Consider the following 17,535-nt stretch of genomic DNA (forward strand, 5'->3'; position numbering starts at 1 on the left):
AAATTTATTATTGAAAAAACAACGTGATAATAAGGAAAACTGCCAAAGCGGTTTGTCGGGATTGCGGCATTCGGCCGACAATGTGCCACATGCCACAATCCCGTCGTCCGGTTACAGACGGTGCATATTGATGTCCATAATCTGGATGCGATAGGCCACCTGCCGCGGCGTCATTCCCAACAGCCGCGCCGCCTTGGCCTGGACCCAGCCGGTTTTCTCCAGTGCGGCGATCAGCCGCTGGCGTTCATCCAGATTTTGATCGAGCCAGCCCTCTTCGGCGGCGGCCGGCGGCGTCGGTTTGTTCATCATCGGCGCCGCGTCGTGGTGGTTAAACAGGATAACGTCGCGGTCGATCAACCCGGTGTCGGTCATCACCGCCGCCCGCTCCAGACAATTTTCCAGCTCGCGCACATTGCCCGGCCAGTTGTACCCCATCAGCAGGCGGATGGCGCCGTCGCTGATGCGCAGCGCCCGGCCCTGATGCGCGGCGATCTTCTTCACCAGAAACTGCGCCAGCTCGACGATATCCTCCTGCCGTTCCCGCAGCGGCGGCAGCGACACCGGCATCACGTTCAGCCGGTAGTAGAGATCTTCGCGGAAATGGCCGGCGCGCACCTCCTCCTCCAGATGGCGGTTGGTGGCGGCGATAATCCGCACATTGACGCGCAGGGTTTCGTCGCCGCCCACCCGCTCCATCTCCCCTTCCTGCAGGATACGCAGCAGCTTGGCCTGAAACGAGGCGCTGCTCTCGCCGATTTCATCCAGAAACAGCGTGCCGCCGTCCGCCAGTTCAAAGCGCCCCTTACGCTGACGCACCGCGCCGGTGAAAGCGCCTTTTTCATGGCCGAACAGTTCGCTTTCCAGCAGGTTATCCGGCAGCGCCGCGCAGTTGAATTTCACGAACGGCGCCGCCGCGCGCGGCGAATTGTAGTGGATGGCGTTCGCCACCAGCTCTTTACCGGTGCCGCTCTCGCCGCGCACCAGCACCGTGGTGTCCCAGCGCGACACCTGACGGATGATCTCCATCGTCTGGCGCATCGCCGCGCTTTTCCCCACCATGTTGTCAAAGCCGAACGGCCGCGGCGTTTTACAGGCGGCCGGGCGGCTCGCCGCCGACGGTGATTCGCCGTCGCGCCGGGGGCGCGCATCAGCCGCACCGTCTGCACGATCAGGCTGGCCACCGTTTCCAGAAAACGGGTGCTGGCCGGCAGGCGTTCCTCGTAACGCGCCATCGGCTGGGCCGCCAGCACGCCGATCGGCTGTTGTTCGATGCCCAACAACGGCACGCCGATAAACGGCAGCTCGTAGTCATACAGATTAAGCCGGTCGAGAAAACGCTGATCGTCCGCCACGCGCGGCAGCGTCAGCGGCTGACGCTGGGTCATCACCGTGCCCACCAGCCCTTCGCCCGGCCGGTAGCACACCTGGCTGCTGCTGGACAGGACTCGCTGATCCTCGCAGTACAGCGCTTCCACTCTCAGCCCGCCGCGCTGCGGGTCATACAGGCAAATCATGCCGTGCTGCATGAAGGCATCATCATGCAGCACCCGCAACACCGCCTGTAACGCCTGCCCGATGTCGGTGGCCCGGCTCAGCGCCGCGCTAATGCGCTGCACCGCGGTAAACTGCTGAGACAAATCAAAACGCCATACGACGTTCCCCGTATCGGGTGCCTGTGTCATTTTGAGCCTCCTGTCAGTGAAGTGGGGAGTCTGGTTAGTGAAGCCGAGTGTGCCGTGAGTGCAGCAGATAGGGGGAAGCGCAGGACCAGACAGGTGCCGCCGCCCGGATGGGACGTCAGGTCTATCGCCCCCTGATGATGCGCCACCAGCGTCTGGATCAAACGCAGTTCCATGCCCTTGCCCGGCGTGGTGAGCGCGGTCTGGGTGCTGACGTAGCGCACCTGCTCCAGCGGTACATTGTCTTCCAGATATAGCGCCAGCCAGTCGCCGTCCTGACGGGCGAACAGATGCACCGAAAGCGCGAAAGGCCGGATTTCTCCCGCCAGCGCCAGCGTACGGTCCAGCCACAGGCTAAGACAGGCCAGAATCTGGGTACGTTGCCCGAACCCGGTCAGCTGCGGCGTGTCCAGTTCGCAGCGCAGCTGGTCGCCGTCGGTAAAACGGGTGTGATACAGCGCGGCCAGATCCTCGGCCAGCACGCCGATCGGCCAGTCCGCCGCCGGTTCGAAATCCAGCGACGGGCGGCAGGCCTGCAACCGCGCCACCGCCTCTTCGCCTTCGCGCCAGGCGGATTCCAGCGCCACGTTGCTGCGGTCCGCGCCGTTGAGCCGGCGGGCGGCCGCCAGCATGTTGAGCGGGCAATTGAGCTGAATCAGCGCCGCATCCAGCGACTCGCGGATCGCCGCCAGCAGCTTGCCGTTGGTCATCTGCTGTTTGAGACGATCGAGCCGCCCCTGCTGCTGCTGTTGCTGCTGTTCGGTGCAGTCGCTGATGACGATCAGCGTGCGCGGCAGCGCGGTGTCGGTGAAATAGCGGCTGGCTTCCTCATTGACGCCGGGCAACGCCCAGTAGCCGAGCGTCAGCCAGCGCACCGCGCCGCGAATGGTGACCGGCAGCGCCGTTCCCTGCTGCAACGCCGCCTTATTGGCCGGGTAATCCAGCACCGCCAGCAGTTCGCGGCCGCCGCAGTCGGCGCACAGCGTCTTGTAGGCCAGGTTATCCATGATCACCCGATCCTGCTCGTCCACGACTACCACTGCCGCCGGGATATTGTTCAGCACCGCGGTGATCATGGTCATGTGGTTGCGCAGCCGCTGTTCCAGCGCATAACCGGCGCTGATGTCTTTATGCATGCCGAGGTAGTGCTCCACCTCGCCGTGGGAATTGAAAATCGGCGTGATGTCGATTTCCGCCAGATACAGGCTGCCGTCGCGGCGGCGGTTAATCAGTTGACCGCGCCAGGCGCGCCCCTGCAGCAACGTCTGCCACAGCGTCTGATACACCTCGGTCGGGGTCTGCTGGCTGGCGAGAATGCGGTGATTCTGCCCGAGCAATTGCGGCAGGCTGTAGCCGGTCAGGCGGCAAAACGCCGGGTTGGTGTACACGATATGGGCGTGCGGGTCAGTCAGGGAGATCGCCACCGACGACTGTTCCACCACGGTGGAAAACAGCGACGGATGCTGCCGGGACAAATGGCTGGCGATTTCGCCCAGCGGAAAAGATTCCGTCATCAAATGCATGGACATGGGGTGACTCCCTTACGGTTTGGCGGCGGGGATGTCGGCTTGTCGACAATTTGTCGCAGGCTGCGACACCCCGTCCGGCTGGCGAATAACGGAGAATAACCATGCAAACACTGCACCTTTTATTGATTAAGCCGACTAAACATTGATCCGGATCCCTGTTTTACCGCCCAAAAGCGCCCATCCCTGTTGCCATGCGCCCTGACCGTGAAAAACCGCCGGCTCGCCAGTACAAAAAAAGCACAATAAAAGTGCAGCGATGCGCCATCAATGTGCAGAAAAATCCATATTGCGCACAGTCAAAACTGGCACGGGATTCGCAAATGGCAAATGAATGAACGGCCTGATCCTTCAGGGTGGGCTGCTTCTCTTTTCATTACCTGTTTTTTCATCACGTAATCAGGAGCAACGCTATGGCGAACATTGGCATTTTCTTTGGCACCGATACCGGCAAAACCCGCAAGATCGCCAAACTGATTCATCAGAAACTGGGCGAGGCGGCGGACGCGCCGGTCAACATCAACCGCACCTCGCTGGAAACCTTTCTGTCCTACCCGGTACTGCTGCTGGGCACCCCGACGCTGGGCGACGGCCAGCTACCCGGTATCGACGCCGGTTGTGAAAATCCGTCCTGGCTGGAATTTGCCGATGAGCTGGCCGGCACCGACCTGAAAGGCAAAATCGTCGCGCTGTTCGGGCTGGGGGATCAGCAGGGCTACCCGGATAATTTCGCCAGCGGGCTGAAACCGCTCTACGACGTGATGACCGATCTGGGCGCGCGCGTGGTGGGCGACTGGCCGAGCGACGGCTACGAATTCAATACGTCCGCCGCATTGCAGGAAGACCGCTTTGTCGGCCTGGTGCTGGATCAGGACAACCAGCACGACCTGACGGAACAGCGCCTCGACAGTTGGCTGGCGCAAATCAAGCCCGCCATCCTGTAACGCGCATTCGGTTCCCCGCCCAATACCCACCCGGCCTTTCCCGCACCTCGGAGAAAAGGTCGGGTACATCCTGCTCAAAAACACTAATTATTTGATTTTTAAAATCAAAAAATATCCGTCACGTTTTTTTGTGACGAAAATCACATTTCCTCACCAAGACCACTATCCTGTTCCGAAACGCGGAAGATTGGGGAACGCTTTTGCGGTTTACTGAAGGCCGGAATTCAGGGGAGAACCACATGAACGATACCGTGCTGACCACATGGCAACAGGCGAGAATCAGCCGCGATCCGCGTTTTGACGGCACCTTTTTCGTCGCCGTCAAATCCACCGGTATCTTCTGCCGCCCCATCTGCCCGGCGCCGTTGCCGCTGGAGAAAAACGTCGTTTACTACCGCACCCGCACCGAGGCGATTCAGGCCGGTTTTCGCCCCTGTCTGCGCTGCAAGCCGGAATACGCGCCGCGTTTCGCCGAACTGGACCGCAAGCAACAACTGCCGGTGCGCATCGCCGCCGCCATCGATAGCGGCGAACATCTGCTGTCGAAGGTGGAACAGATTGCCGCGGCCCACCATCTCTCCAGCCGCTACCTGAACCGGCTGTTCCGCGAGCATTACGGCTGTTCGGTGAAGGAATACCAGAACATCGCGAAGATTTTTTTCGCCAAGAAACTGTTCCAGAGTTCCAGCCTCAGCATCACCGACATCGCCGCCTCGTGCGGGTTTAACGGCCTGAGCGGGTTTTATCAGCTTATCGACAAGTACCTGAAAACTACGCCCAAACGGATGATGTTGTCGCCACCGGACAGCCGGGATAAGGCGGAACACATCAGGCTGCGCCTCCCGGTCGGCGGCCGCTACCATTGGGATTATTTTCTGGCTTTTCAGTCCCGGCGGTTGATCGACGGCGTGGAATGGATCGACGGCGCGACTTACGGCCGCCGCTTTATCCTCAACGGCGAGAAGGGATCGTTTCAGATACGTCCGGCGACCGGCGGGTTTGACGTGACGATCGCGCTAAGCCGCCTGACGCTGTTGTCTCAGGTGCTGGAGCGGATCCGCAACATGTTCGATCTTAACGTCAATATCGACGCGATCGAGGATCAGTTGCGTCAGGCTTATCCGACATTGCCGATCGCCTCCGGCATCCGCATTCCCGGCGTGTTCTCGCCGTTTGAAGCCGCCATCCGCGCCGTTTGCGGGCAACAGGTGAGCGTCAGTGCCGCGACCACGCTGCTAAACCAACTGGTGTCGCTCTGCGCCATCGAGGAAGACGGCCAGCGTTACTTCCCAACGCCGGACCGCATCACCCCAGAAATTGTTGAGCAACTGCGCAGCATGCGGTCGAAAAAAACCACGCTGGCGAATGTCGCTGACTGGTTCTGCCGCCACGACATCAGCGACATCGATCGACTCACCGAGGTGAAAGGCATCGGTCGCTGGACGCTCGATTATCTGAAACTGCGAGCGCTCAACGATCCCGATATCTGGCTGGGCGGCGATCTGGGTATCCGCAACGCCTTGCGTCAGTTGGGGGAGATCGACCCGCAACGCGCGGCGCCGTGGAAAAGCTATCTGACCCTTCATCTGTGGAACACGCTGTAAACATGCAACCTGTGGTGAAAAAACATCCTGTGGAGGAAAATCGTGTGAAAATGGCGACGCAACAACTGGACTGCCCAGACAGCTTTCCCTGGCGCTACGCCGACGTCACCGCGGCAGACGGCTGCGTGACCAGCGTGCTATTCAGCAATGAGCAAAAACCCACCCGGCCGGACGCCGTCACGCAAGCCTGCTGCCAGCAGTTGCAGGCGTATTTCGCCGGTCAGCGCACCACCTTCGACCTGCCGCTGCATCAGGACGCCACGCCGTTCCGCCGGCAGGTCTACGCCCGGCTGCTGGACATCGGCTACGGCGTTACCCGTACTTACCAGCAAATCGCCGCCGCCGTCGGCAATCCCAACGGGTCGCGGGCGGTAGGCATGGCGTCGTCCAAAAACCAGATTTCCATCATCGTGCCCTGCCACCGGGTGATCGCCACCTCCGGCGCGCTGACCGGTTACGCAAGCGGGCTGGCGACCAAGCAGTGGCTGCTGGAGCACGAGCGGCGTTATGCCGTCAGCACGGCAACAACATCTGCAACCATTGGCGCTGGTGCTGACGCTGACGCTGCGCCCGCAGATAATCGGCCGCTTTAGCCAGCGCCTCCGCCTCCGGCAGCGGCGCGGCCGGGCGAATCGCCTCGCAGCGCAGCAGATGCAGGCCCAGTTCGGTTTCCACCGGCTCGCTCAGCGCCCCCGCCGTCAGAGCAAACAGGCAGCGGTCCAGCGCCGGAAACAGCAAACCCCGGCTGACCCAGCCCATCAGCCCGCCGTCCAGCGCGGTCGGGCAGTGAGAATGCCGCCGCGCCAGCGATTCGAAACGCTCCGGGTCGGCGCGCAGCTGACGCAACAGCTCGGCCATCTGCTGCCCGACTGCCGGGCGATTATCGTCGACGGTCAACAACAGGTGGCGGGTCAGCCGCTGCTCCGGGCGACAAAAACGCCCGGCGTGTTGTCGATACCAGCGCCGAATCTCGGCCTGTTCCGGCTCGCCGGCCTGCGCGCCAACGCTCGCCAGTTGCAGTTCCATCAAGGCGTGGTGCAGCACGATGGCCTGTTGCTCGTCGGCGGAAAAGCCGGTGCGGGTCAGTTCCTCCGCCAGTTGCTGCGCCACCTGCTGCAACTGCGCGCCTGTCGCCGCCAGCGATTGCCGACGGGCCGCCGTCACCACCGCGTGCTCCAGCGCCAACTGACGCTGCAACTGGCGCTCAAAGCGCGGCCGATCCGGCTCAGGCAGTTGCTCCGGCAGACAATGCCAACGGGTCTGCGCCAGCCGCAGGCGACTGAAGCGCTGCCAGGCCGGTGGCGTCATTCGTCCACCTCCAGGCTATGCAACGCCGATATCGGCACCTGAAACTGCCGCTCGCCGAACAGGACGATGCAGCTGTCTCCCCGTTCGCCCTGCGCCGTCGCCAGCACCTCGCCCTGCTGGCCCATCGTCACAACGATGTCGCCATTGATCGCCAGCGGCTGCATGCTGCACACCCGATCGCCGTACTGAAAATCGCCCGCCCGCCAGGGCCGATCCGCGTCGATCAGCTCTGACTCGCGACAGCCGACGACCCGATCCCGATCGAGAAAATGCACCTGATAGACTATCTGATCCTGCAGGAATACCCCCCACTCGCGCACATACCCGACGCTGCCGCGCCGCACCAGCAGTTCGCCGCGCGCCCGTCCGACGAACGTGCCGTCGTTGCGCAGCGCGCGCACCACCCGCACGGCATCGCCGCATTCAAACCTCGGCGTCATCGCGGCCTCCCTTCACCCAGTGTTGATAGCTCTCCGCCAGCAGCCGCCGCGCTAACTGCCAGTCAGCGTTCGGCGCATCGTCCAGCGCGTTGCGCAGCGGTACCGCTGTCGTCAGCCGACGGTGAAACTCGCGCAGCACCGGCACCTGACACCGGTTCAACCGATCGGCGTCGTACGGCACCTCAAAAAAGGCAAAAAAAGCGTCGGCGCCCTGTAACGCCTGTACTCCCGGCAAACGGTAGAACCACTCCATCGCCTTATCCCCCCTGACAGCGCAACGCCCGATCGTCGCCAAACAGATCCTGATAGATCTGGCGCAATTCGGTATCCCGCGGGTTGCGTTTCCCGTTTTCCGCGAACACCCGCACCGCATCAAGCAACGCGTCGACCTGCTGCGCATCCAGCCCGTAGCCCAGACGGGCGAACACACCGCCCACCGCCTGGCGGCCGGAATGCTTGCCCAGAACCAGCCGGAACTCCCGCCCCATCAGATGCGGATCGATGCCCTGATAGCTTTCCCGATCGTGCAGCAACGCCGCCACATGCACCCCGGACTCATGGGTGAACACCTGCTCCCCCACCAGCGGTTGCTGTACATCAATGGCGCGCTGCGCGGCGTTCGCCACCAGATGGCATAACGACGGCAACTGCGCGAAGCGGATGCCGCTTGAGCGCCCGAGGCAGCGCTGCAACCCCAGCGCTACTGATTCCAGCGCCGCGTTGCCCGCCCGTTCGCCCAGCCCCAGCACCGTGGTGTTGACGTGGGTGGCCCCCGCCCGTACCGCCGCCAGCGTGTTGGCGGTCGCCAGCCCCAGATCGTTATGGGCGTGCATCTCGATCTCGCCGGGCCAGCACTGGCGCAGCGCCTGAATCCGGTCATAGGTGGCGAACGGATCCAGCACCCCCAGCGTATCGGCGAAACGCAGCCGCTCCGCACCTGCGGCCTGCGCCGTCTGCGCCAGCTGGCGCAACACATCGTCGCCGGCACGCGAGGCGTCTTCACACCCGATGCTCACCCGCAGCCCGCACTGACGCGCCAGCGCAATCAACGCCGCCAGCCGGGGCAACAGCACGGACAGCGGCTGGCGCAGTTTCTGCTGCCGCAGCCGATCGGACGACGGCACCGAAATATCCACCCAGTCCATACCCAGATCGGCGCTCTGACGAATTTCGTCCTCGTTCATCCGGCACCAGGCCATCATCACGATGCCCGGCAGCCGCCGTCTGACCAGCGCCATACGTGAGCGCTCTTCCAGCCCCATCGCCGGCGTACCGACCTCCAGCGCCGGCACGCCCGCCTCCGCCAGCGCTTCGGCAATCGCCAGCTTTTCGCTGGCGCGAAATGCCACACCGGGGCTCTGCTCGCCGTCGCGCAGCGTGGTGTCGTTGATGATCACCTGCTCCATCGTCGGCGCTCCTTAACCGTAGGTCGGCGCGAACGCCGTCCCGGCCAGCGCCGCCGGTTTGTCTTGCTGCCAGTAAGGCGACAGCGTTCTCAGCCGGGCAATAATCGGCGGCAGTTGTTCAATCACATAGTCGATCTCTTTTTCGCGGGTATAGCGCGACAGCGAGAAACGAATGCTGCCGTGGGCGGCGGTATAGGGAATGTCCATCGCCCGCATCACATGCGACGGCTCCAGCGAGCCGGAGGTGCAGGCGCTGCCGCTGGACGCAGCGATGCCGACATGGTTCATCAGCAACAGGATCGCTTCCCCTTCGATGAATTCGAACGCCATATTGAGGGTATTGGGGGTGCGCGGCTGCCCGTCGCCCATCACCATCACGCTGGGAATGCGGCGAGCCAGTTCGTGCTGCAAGGTGTCGCGCAGCGGCGCCACGGCCGCCGTCATCATCGGCAAATGCACCTCCGCCAGTTCGCAGGCGCTGCCCATGCCGACAATACCGGCGATATTTTCCGTACCGGCGCGACGGCCGCGTTCCTGATGCCCGCCGCGCAGCAGCGGACGAAAGCGGGTGTTGCGACGCAGATACAGACAACCAACCCCTTTCGGGCCGTGGATCTTGTGCGCCGAGCACGAGAGCATGTCGATATCGGTGGCGGAGAGCACGATCGGGATCTTGCCCACCGCCTGCACCGCGTCGCAGTGGAACAATACGCCGTGCTCATGCGCCAGCGCCGCCATCTCCGGCACCGGGAACAGCACCCCGGTTTCATTGTTGGCCCACATCACGCTGACCAGCGCGACGCGATCGCTCAGCAAGCGGCGGTATGCCGCCAGATCCAGCTCGCCCTGCGGCGACACCGCCAGCCGATGGATGGTATAGCCCTGCCGCGCCAGGTGCTCGCACACCTCCAGCGTGGCCGGATGCTCCACCGCGGTGGTGATGATTTCGCGCCGTTCCGGCGCCAGATTCACCGCGGAATGAATCGCGGTGGAGGTGGCTTCGGTGGCGCAGGAGGTAAACAGGATCTCGCTGTCATAGCGCGCCCCCAGCAGGCTGGCGACCTGCTGGCGCGCCCGTTCCAGCGCGCCGCGGCACGGCGTGCCGAAATCGTGAATCGACGACGGGTTGCCGTAGTGTTCAGTCAGAAACGGCAGCATCGCTTCCAGCACCATCGGGTCAAGCCGGGTGGTGGCATTGTTGTCCAGATAGATTTTTTTGTCTGGAGCGCTTTTTTTGTCCGGATAAACGTTGTTCATGGTTGTTTTCCTCATGCCTGTTTGCCTGACGGTTATGCCGCCACCACGTCCATATACTGCCCGGTGCGTTCCACCAGCTTCTGTTGCAGCCAGGCCAGCGTCATGTCGGTCATCATGCAACCGCTGCAACTGCCGGACAGGCTGACCGTGACCTGACGCTCGCTGACATTCACCAGCGACATATCGCCGCCGTCGGCCTGAATGTGCGGCCGCAGCTCCGCCACCGCCTCCGCCACCTGTTGCCAGCGCGCATCCTTCACTACGATCGTCGCCGCCGCCGGCGTCGCCTCGTGCTCGCTCAGGATCTGCGCCAGCGCCAGTTCGATCTTCTCATGACAGGCGCTGCAACCGCCGCCCGCTTTGGTGTAGTTGATCACGTCCTGCAGCGTCGTCAGGCCGTTGGCCACCACCGCGCGGCGGATTTGCCCTTCATCCACCGCAAAGCACTTACAGATCAGCGCCCCTTCCTCGTGATCGTCCTCCAGCGTTTCGCCACGGTAGTTGGCGATCGCCACCCGCAGCGCTTCCTGTCCCATCACCGAGCAATGCATTTTTTCCGGCGGCAGGCCGTCGAGATAGTCGGCGATCTGCTGGTTGGTTACCTGTTCCGCTTCCCGCAGGGTGCGGCCGATGATCAGCTCCGTCAGCGCCGAAGACGACGCGATGGCGCTGCCGCAGCCGAAAGTCTGAAAGCCGGCGTCAAGGATGGTTTCGCTGTCCGGATCGACGCGCAGCATCAGCCGCAGGGCATCACCGCAGCTGAGCGAGCCGACATCGCCCACGGCGTTGGCCTCCGCCACCACCCGTGCGTTGCGGGGATTAAAAAAATGGTCTTTCACTTTCTCGGAATAGTTCCACATCTGCTCTGCTCCCTACTGAATGGGTGAAAACGCCGGGCACCCAGCCGCCCGGCGCTCACCCGCGTTGCATGGTCTGAGTAAACAGAGTCAGAGCAAATGTGATGCCAGTCACAGAAACAAATGCAGATCAACGAGATAGCGGCGATAGCCGATAACAAAACCGCGACCAATGTCGCGGTTTATGTCGGTTTTGTCAGAGAGGTGACACTAATCAAAGGCAATCCTTCCGGCACGGAAGGCTGACAGCAGGGAAATAGATTCCCTGCTAATGTATAATCGAATTGAAAAATTATTTAACCATTTTAATTCAGAAAAATATTATTTATGATATAAGATCGTCGAATTAGAAGGTGAAGGAGAAATGAATTTTTTCATAAGGAGATGGTATGGATACTATTGAGTCATCAGTTGGCCTTGGTGGTATAAATAGAAAAAACGATGTTACTACCGTACAACAATTACTGAAAAAAAGTGGTTTCCCATATCTACGCGTGGATGGAATTTGTGGGAGAAACACAAAAAGAGCAATTATTGCGTACCAAAAATACTTTCATTTTCCTCCCTATGGAATTATAAATCCTGGCGGAAAAACTATTGAAAACCTTACATCAGAATCGCATGAAGACTCTCTACCTAATCCTCATGGCTCAACCGGAATAAATCCCAGAGGCGAAAGGAAAAGAGCATCCCTCATGTCTCCCAGCTCTCAATGTATTCATTTAATGAAGCAATATGAAAAACTAAAAACCAAACCCTATGATGATCAAACAGGGAGAGAAACAACATATTGGAAAGTAGGTGCTACGATAGGCTATGGGCATTTAATTAGCGAGAATGAATTTGAAAGATATAAGCAGGGAATAGCTATTTCAGAAGCAGACATGTTATTCTCTCAGGATATCAACAGATTCATACTCGCGGTTAGAAATTTTGTTAAAGTAGATATAACTCAAAATGAATTTGACGCAATCGTCATGCTATCTTTCAATATTGGAATAAAAGATAGACAGAGACACAGGGGGCTATATTACTCAACCGTATTAAAAATAATAAACGGTGAATCATCAGAGAACATAGATAACGCATGGATGAGATATACAATATCTCAGGGACACCAAATGCGAGGGTTGGTTAATAGAAGAAGAAGCGAACTCAATGTATATCAAAAAGGTATCTATGTGAAATTATGAAAAATATAATTATATCTATAATCGCAGTTATTATTTCATTCAATGCGTTTTCTAAAGAAGAAAATCTCCCATTCTTTGAAGGAAAAACGTATAATATTTATCTATCCTATGGTAATTGCTCACAGAATGATATCGAATGCGGTGATATAACATATCATTCAGTTAACAAAAAAAACAAAAGCGAGCTAAATATAAAAGGGAAGACATTAAACATTGGACCATCAAAAAACTTCAGGGGATATATATTCAAAAACGGAGAATATACTTATACATTAACCCCCTCTCCAGAAGCAGATAATTATGATGACAGCATATGGTTTCTGGATGTCTATAAAGCAACAGATAATGGTGACAAGCCTATCTTCAGAGAAAAAGGAAGAGTCTCTGATTAGAAAATCCGGGAAAATAACAAGTGTATCACTCTGAAGTAAAAGCCTGTCATTACAGGCTTTTAATAAAAAACCATATTAATCAGAATTGACTATCATTCCATATACTATACCCTGATGTACCTGCGGTTTTATGGGTCCATGCTATAGTATTATATCTGAGCATGATAACTTCATATGGCAGAGAGTCACTATCATTTAATGAATGTGGATAGGTCGCTGATACCTCAACAACTCTGGCGTCAGTGAGCTTTAATTCATAGAAAACTTCTAATTGCCCAGCCTGGTTTGTCCGATAAAAGAAAAAAGTAGCAGTAAGTGACTCATTTGATGTAACCGAAACACCAAGCAAAGGAGAAGATTTATCTATCGGTTTAATTAACTGTATAGGGTGATGAGCCACATTCTCCTCTCGGGTTATCGTATGATTTAGTCCCAGCACCTGTATTTGGTCCTCATGTCCTTTCTGATAACGATTACCAATAGAATCAAATGTTGAACACCCCGAAGAAATCAACCCTTGCTGATTACCTTCCAGAGTCAGATAAATAACATGTGACATTGATTACCATCCTTGTGAAAAATAGTACAAAAAACTACATTGATAGTAGTCCACGAATAATACATGAATAGCATTCAACAAAGAAATTAAATTAGCAGATAAATACATAATCCTTGGATAGTTATCCAATTAGGTCGTTATCTAAATAATTTTAGAATAGTGAATAATTAAAATTTATTCAAAATGATATCATTAATTAACAAACATTTATAAAAACACTTCATTATTCATTATAAGCTTCCGATATAGCATGTAATAGAACCTCATCAGGATGATTATATCAATACTGAAAGTGATAGCCGATAACAAAACCGCGACCAATGTCGCGGTTTATGTCGGTTTTGTCAGAGAGGTGACACTAAACGGCTGGAACAGGGACGTGCATGTGAATACGCGCAGATACCCGCTAACCGCCCCAGTCACGGCGTTCAACGGTCAGGTTCACCAGCAAACTAACAGAAAAAACTACTTTTTCTTTTTTAACAGTATTCCGCCCAGATAAGTCACGGTAAAAGACAGAACGGATGATATCAGCACCCTGGTAATCAATACTGAAAAAGAGAAATCATCCATTGCTTCCTCACCATCACCGCTGATGGTTAAGTGGCTGATAACCAAATTCCTTAATACATGTTCAGGCAGGACAGATGCGATCAAGAAAAACAAAATAAGAAAATAAATTATATTTTTCATTACATTATGCCAAATCAGTTCAGGCCGAAGCACAAAGCGATCGCGTGTTGAACAACGCCATACGTTGGCCCTTCAGGGGCAAGGCTCATGACGAGCCTTGTAACGCGGCAACCGCGTGAGTCCCCAGAAGCTTACACAACCATCACTCACAACACATCATCCTCCTCGCTCCATTCCTGCTCGGCGATCAGCCGTTCGAAACGGTTAGGGTCGCGCTGGCGGCGGGTGACGCGCGGCTCGCCGTCATGCCAGCATTGCTGGATCTGCTGCAACAGTTGGGCGATCGGCGTATCGGTCGGTACGCGCACCGCCCGTACCCCCACCTGCAATAGCTGGCGGAATACGGCGTCGCCAATCGCCACGCAATACAACGTGACGCAGTCCTCCAGCGCGTCGATGCGACAGGTGAGTTTGTCCTCCTGATGACCGTAGCGCACGTTGAAGTCCACCACTTTCAACAGCGTGACCTGATCTTCTTTCACGCCGTAGATCACCAGCCGGGGCGTGGCGCCAAAGTGTTGATCGACATGGTGATAATCAGAACTGGCGAACGCCACTTTCATTGACCAGACGCCGGCGCTGATGGCGCTGAGATGCCGGTTAACATGCTGCATGGTCCGCCTCCTGACGCCGCGGCGGCGCAAACTGCTGCTTGAGCGGCGAGTGGTAAACCGGCTGGTGGTGATGGCCCGCCAGCATCAGGTTCGCCAGTTCGAACAGGGTGTCGCGCATACCGGCATAACCCTGACGCGGGCGGCGGAACTCGCCGATCTTATCGAAGATTGGAAATCCGGCGCGGATCAACGGCATGCCGAACTGTTCCGCCAGATCGACGGCATGGGAATTGGACAGCAGCAGGTCGGCCGGGTTGTCGCACAGGAGATCCTGCAAATCCTCCAGATCGCCGATCACCACCTGTTCCACCGGCAACGCCGCCAGACTTTGCTGGTTGACCGGCGCCACCACCGGGCCCGGCGTGATGCCCTGACTGAGAGCGAAGTCGCACCAACCCGCCAGCAGATCGCCCTCCGCCGCCAGCGCCATCCGCCGACCTTGCAGCCACATATGGCAGTCGATCATCGCGTCCTGCAACTGGCCGCGCTGACGGTCGATCCACGCCGGGACCTCGCGCCCGGCCAGCTGTTGCAGATGCTGGATAAAGCAGTCCATGTTCTCCAGCGTCATCAGATGCGGCAGGCTGAGCGACTGGCCGCGGCTGCGCATCGCCAGCAAACTGGCGGCGCGCTGGAATGACGCCCCAATGGTGATGGTGCTCAGGCTTTGCCCCATCTGCTCGATACCGCGCAGCGGCGTGCCGCCCTGCGTCACCGCCTGAAAATCGCCGCCGGCGAGATGCCCGTCCAGCGATTGCGACAGATCCGGCAGGATCACCGGTTGCAGCCCAAACGCCTCGACGTAGCTGCGGATCAGCTCGACATCGCCGGGATTGAGCAGATGACTCAGCAGCAGGTTGACGCGCCGGTTGCGCATCCCCACCGGCGGTTTTTCCGGCACCCACTGCTGGATAATGCTCTCCACCACCGCGCTGAAGCCATTCTCCAGCGATCCGTAAAAATCCGGCGTGTTGACCGTCAGGATCGCCACCGATTTAAAGCGCGGATAGTCGTCGCGGAACTGCCGCACCGCCCGCGCCATATCGCTGCCCTGCGCCTCGGACAGCCCGGTGCTGACCAGCACGATCGCTTTCGGCGTATTGCGCTGGCACAGCGTGGCGAGCGCGGTAAAGATGTTGTCGTCCGCTCCCATGATGGTGGTGGTCGGGTCCATCGCGGTGGACTGCAACGGAATCGGCTCGTGAAAATGCTGGATGAAAAACACCTTGGCGAACGCGCTGCACCCCTGCGCGCCATGTACCAGCGGAATGCTGTGTTCGATGCCCTGAGCGGCCAGAATCGCCCCCAGCGGCTGACCGCTTTTAATCGGGCTGGTCGCCAGCGGTTTTTTACTGCGAATCACCTGTGCCATCGCTGCTCCTTAGTGCCACGGGGCCCGTTGATGAGTTTGCCGCCAGATGGGGCTATCGAGCGTCAGGCACAGCTGCTGCGCCAGCGCCACCAGCCCGCGATACCCGGCGAAAGCGTGCTCGCGCTCCTGATTGATATCCAGAAACGGCAGCCGCGCCTTGTACGCGGTATACATGTTGCGCCCGCCGGCGATCATCATGTCCGCGCCGTAACGGTAAACCACATCCAGCAGCGTGCGGGCGTTGCCTTCTTCCAGCATCAGCGCGTCGTCGCCCATCAGCTCGCGGATGCGCTGCTTGTCCTCCTCGGTGGATTTACGGGTGCCGGTGGCGACTACGGTGATGCCCAGATCCTGCAACGCCGACACCACCGACCAGGATTTGACGCCGCCGGTGTACAGCAGGACTTTGCGCCCCTGCAGACGTTCGCGGTACGGCGCCAGCGCCCGCGTCACGGCGGCCTCTTCGCGGGCTATCAGCGCGTCGGTGCGGGTTATCAGGTCCGCATCGCCGGTCATCTCCGCCAGTTGCCGCAGCGCGTCGGACATCGCCCGCACGCCGTAGAAGCTGCCTTCAAACCACGGAATGCCGTAGCGCTGCTCCAACTGCCGGGCGACATTGATCAGCGCCCGCGAGCACACCAGCATGTTCGCTTCGGCCCGGTGCATCGTCTGGATTTCAGCGAAGCGGGCATCGCCGGACAGGCTGCCCAGCACCCGGATACCCAGTTCGTCCAGCAGCGGCAGCACGTTCCAGAACTCGCCGGCGATGTTGAACTCGCCAATCAGGCCGATATCGTGCCGGTGTTCGGGAGCGAATGGGGTGTCCTGCGGCCAGGGCGCCGGTTCCCGCTGACCCATCACCTTTTTCACCATCACCTCGCCCGCCAGCCGGTTGCCGAAATTCTTGCTGCCGTAAAAACCGGCGGCGTCGATGGCGATCACCGGCACGCCCACCGCCTCCGATGCCGCCAGACATACCGCTTCAATGTCGTCGCCCTCCATCGCCGGTACGCAGGTGTTGTAGATAAACACCGCCGCCGGGCGGTAGCGGTTGACGATATGCCGCACCGCATGGAACAGCCGCCGTTCGCCGCGCCCCATGATCACGTCCTGCTCGCTGAGATCGGTGGTGAAACCAAGCCGGTTGAGCGTCGGGCCGGAGCTTTGGCTGCCGCGGTTATCCCAGGAACTGCCGGTGCAGCCAATCGGCCCGTGCACCAGATGGGCGACGTCCGCCAACGGCAGCAACGTGATCTGCGCGCCGTCAAACGCGCAGCCGCCTGCGGTGGCGCCGGGTTTGGGCGCGCTGCACCCCGACTTTTGCTTGTGGTTATGTTCACAGGCTGGCTCGTCGAACAACGCCAGAATCTCACTTCCCTTCATCTCACCCTCGCCGCGTTTGTTGATATCCCTCATGCGGTGCAAAACGCAGGCCAGCGCTGATAAATTGATTTATAAGGAAAAAGTGATGTGAGGTTTACGACAAAGCAGACAATTGGCGGAGATTACCAGCACAGGGGACGCGAATCATTGCGGGGCACAGCCTGACCTACATCAACAACCATTCGTTATAAAACTATTAGGCTGTCCCCCCTATCGGGCCGGCACGCCACGTCTGATGAAAAACACAGCTTAATAGTCGCCTTACCGATATTGACTTCATGTCAGCAAGACATAAGAAACCATAGCGG

16 protein-coding genes and 1 pseudogene are annotated in these 17,535 nt (G+C 58.5%); 5 read left to right on the forward strand and 12 right to left on the reverse strand.

Going from position 1 to position 17,535, the window contains the following annotated elements:
* Nucleotides 1-111 precede the first annotated feature (111 nt).
* Nucleotides 112-1,682, reverse strand: a pseudogene (nifA, locus tag DXXMK7_RS18555) (nif-specific transcriptional activator NifA).
* Nucleotides 1,679-3,208 carry a nitrogen fixation negative regulator NifL gene (gene nifL, locus DXXMK7_RS18560; RefSeq protein WP_038920334.1) on the reverse strand — a complete coding sequence of 510 codons (1,530 nt, stop codon included), beginning with the start codon at nt 3,206-3,208 and terminating at the stop codon, nt 1,679-1,681. The pseudogene nifA and the gene nifL overlap by 4 nt, the downstream one beginning before the upstream one ends.
* Before the next feature lie 410 nt (nt 3,209-3,618).
* On the opposite strand from nifL, the gene DXXMK7_RS18565 reads away from it, so the two are divergent.
* From DXXMK7_RS18565 to DXXMK7_RS18575, 3 genes are all read left to right on the forward strand, one after another.
* Nucleotides 3,619-4,149 carry a flavodoxin gene (locus DXXMK7_RS18565; protein WP_038920335.1) on the forward strand — a complete coding sequence of 177 codons (531 nt, stop codon included), beginning with the start codon at nt 3,619-3,621 and terminating at the stop codon, nt 4,147-4,149.
* A 239-nt stretch (nt 4,150-4,388) separates the two neighbouring features.
* Complete coding sequence (locus DXXMK7_RS18570) at nt 4,389-5,753, forward strand: DNA-3-methyladenine glycosylase 2 family protein (RefSeq protein WP_038920336.1); 1,365 nt, start codon at nt 4,389-4,391, stop codon at nt 5,751-5,753.
* Nucleotides 5,754-5,803: 50 nt separating this feature from the next.
* Nucleotides 5,804-6,346, forward strand: a complete 543-nt coding sequence (locus DXXMK7_RS18575; protein WP_082202668.1) for a methylated-DNA--[protein]-cysteine S-methyltransferase — start codon at nt 5,804-5,806, stop codon at nt 6,344-6,346.
* Here the strand turns inward: DXXMK7_RS18575 and nifM are convergent.
* Genes nifM through nifU form a run of 6 tightly spaced genes read right to left on the reverse strand, consistent with a single transcriptional unit; the run spans nt 6,267 to nt 11,024 of the window.
* Nucleotides 6,267-7,061: a nitrogen fixation protein NifM gene (gene nifM / locus DXXMK7_RS18580; RefSeq protein ID WP_038920337.1), complete on the reverse strand. Its 795-nt coding sequence runs from the start codon at nt 7,059-7,061 to the stop codon at nt 6,267-6,269. The genes DXXMK7_RS18575 and nifM overlap by 80 nt on opposite strands.
* Entirely contained in the window at nt 7,058-7,501 is a 444-nt protein-coding gene (locus DXXMK7_RS18585) for a nitrogen fixation protein NifZ (RefSeq protein ID WP_038920338.1), read from the reverse strand. Before DXXMK7_RS18585 ends, nifM begins: the two co-directional genes overlap by 4 nt.
* Nucleotides 7,485-7,754, reverse strand: a complete 270-nt coding sequence (locus DXXMK7_RS18590; protein WP_038920339.1) for a nitrogenase-stabilizing/protective protein NifW — start codon at nt 7,752-7,754, stop codon at nt 7,485-7,487. The genes DXXMK7_RS18585 and DXXMK7_RS18590 overlap by 17 nt, the downstream gene beginning before the upstream one ends.
* 4 nt (nt 7,755-7,758) lie before the next feature.
* Complete coding sequence (gene nifV, locus DXXMK7_RS18595; protein ID WP_038920340.1) at nt 7,759-8,907, reverse strand: homocitrate synthase; 1,149 nt, start codon at nt 8,905-8,907, stop codon at nt 7,759-7,761.
* A gap of 12 nt (nt 8,908-8,919) precedes the next feature.
* A complete protein-coding gene (gene nifS / locus DXXMK7_RS18600; protein WP_049842640.1) occupies nt 8,920-10,164 on the reverse strand; it encodes a cysteine desulfurase NifS in 1,245 nt (414 codons plus the stop codon).
* Between the two features lie 32 nt (nt 10,165-10,196).
* Nucleotides 10,197-11,024 carry a Fe-S cluster assembly protein NifU gene (gene nifU, locus DXXMK7_RS18605; RefSeq protein WP_038665294.1) on the reverse strand — a complete coding sequence of 276 codons (828 nt, stop codon included), beginning with the start codon at nt 11,022-11,024 and terminating at the stop codon, nt 10,197-10,199.
* A gap of 386 nt (nt 11,025-11,410) precedes the next feature.
* Here nifU and DXXMK7_RS18610 point away from each other — a divergent pair, with 386 nt between their 5' ends.
* Nucleotides 11,411-12,214, forward strand: coding sequence for a glycoside hydrolase family protein (locus tag DXXMK7_RS18610; RefSeq protein WP_038920341.1), 804 nt, complete (start codon nt 11,411-11,413; stop codon nt 12,212-12,214).
* Entirely contained in the window at nt 12,211-12,606 is a 396-nt protein-coding gene (locus DXXMK7_RS22120; RefSeq protein ID WP_071605237.1) for a hypothetical protein, read from the forward strand. The genes DXXMK7_RS18610 and DXXMK7_RS22120 overlap by 4 nt, the downstream gene beginning before the upstream one ends.
* Before the next feature lie 79 nt (nt 12,607-12,685).
* Here DXXMK7_RS22120 and DXXMK7_RS22125 read toward each other — a convergent pair whose 3' ends face one another.
* The 4 genes from DXXMK7_RS22125 to nifE form a co-directional block, all read right to left on the reverse strand.
* Nucleotides 12,686-13,165 (reverse strand): Hcp family type VI secretion system effector, encoded by a 480-nt coding sequence (locus DXXMK7_RS22125; RefSeq protein WP_071605238.1) that lies wholly within the window; start codon nt 13,163-13,165, stop codon nt 12,686-12,688.
* An 839-nt stretch (nt 13,166-14,004) separates the two neighbouring features.
* Complete coding sequence (locus tag DXXMK7_RS18620) at nt 14,005-14,472, reverse strand: NifB/NifX family molybdenum-iron cluster-binding protein (protein WP_038920343.1); 468 nt, start codon at nt 14,470-14,472, stop codon at nt 14,005-14,007.
* Entirely contained in the window at nt 14,459-15,844 is a 1,386-nt protein-coding gene (gene nifN / locus DXXMK7_RS18625; protein WP_038920344.1) for a nitrogenase iron-molybdenum cofactor biosynthesis protein NifN, read from the reverse strand. Before nifN ends, DXXMK7_RS18620 begins: the two co-directional genes overlap by 14 nt.
* A 9-nt stretch (nt 15,845-15,853) precedes the next feature.
* On the reverse strand, nt 15,854-17,227 hold the full coding sequence (gene nifE / locus DXXMK7_RS18630; protein WP_038920345.1) for a nitrogenase iron-molybdenum cofactor biosynthesis protein NifE: 1,374 nt from the start codon (nt 17,225-17,227) through the stop codon (nt 15,854-15,856).
* Nucleotides 17,228-17,535 lie beyond the last annotated feature (308 nt).

The sequence above is a fragment of the Dickeya sp. MK7 genome, from assembly GCF_000406305.1.
Taxonomy (GTDB): domain Bacteria; phylum Pseudomonadota; class Gammaproteobacteria; order Enterobacterales; family Enterobacteriaceae; genus Dickeya; species Dickeya fangzhongdai.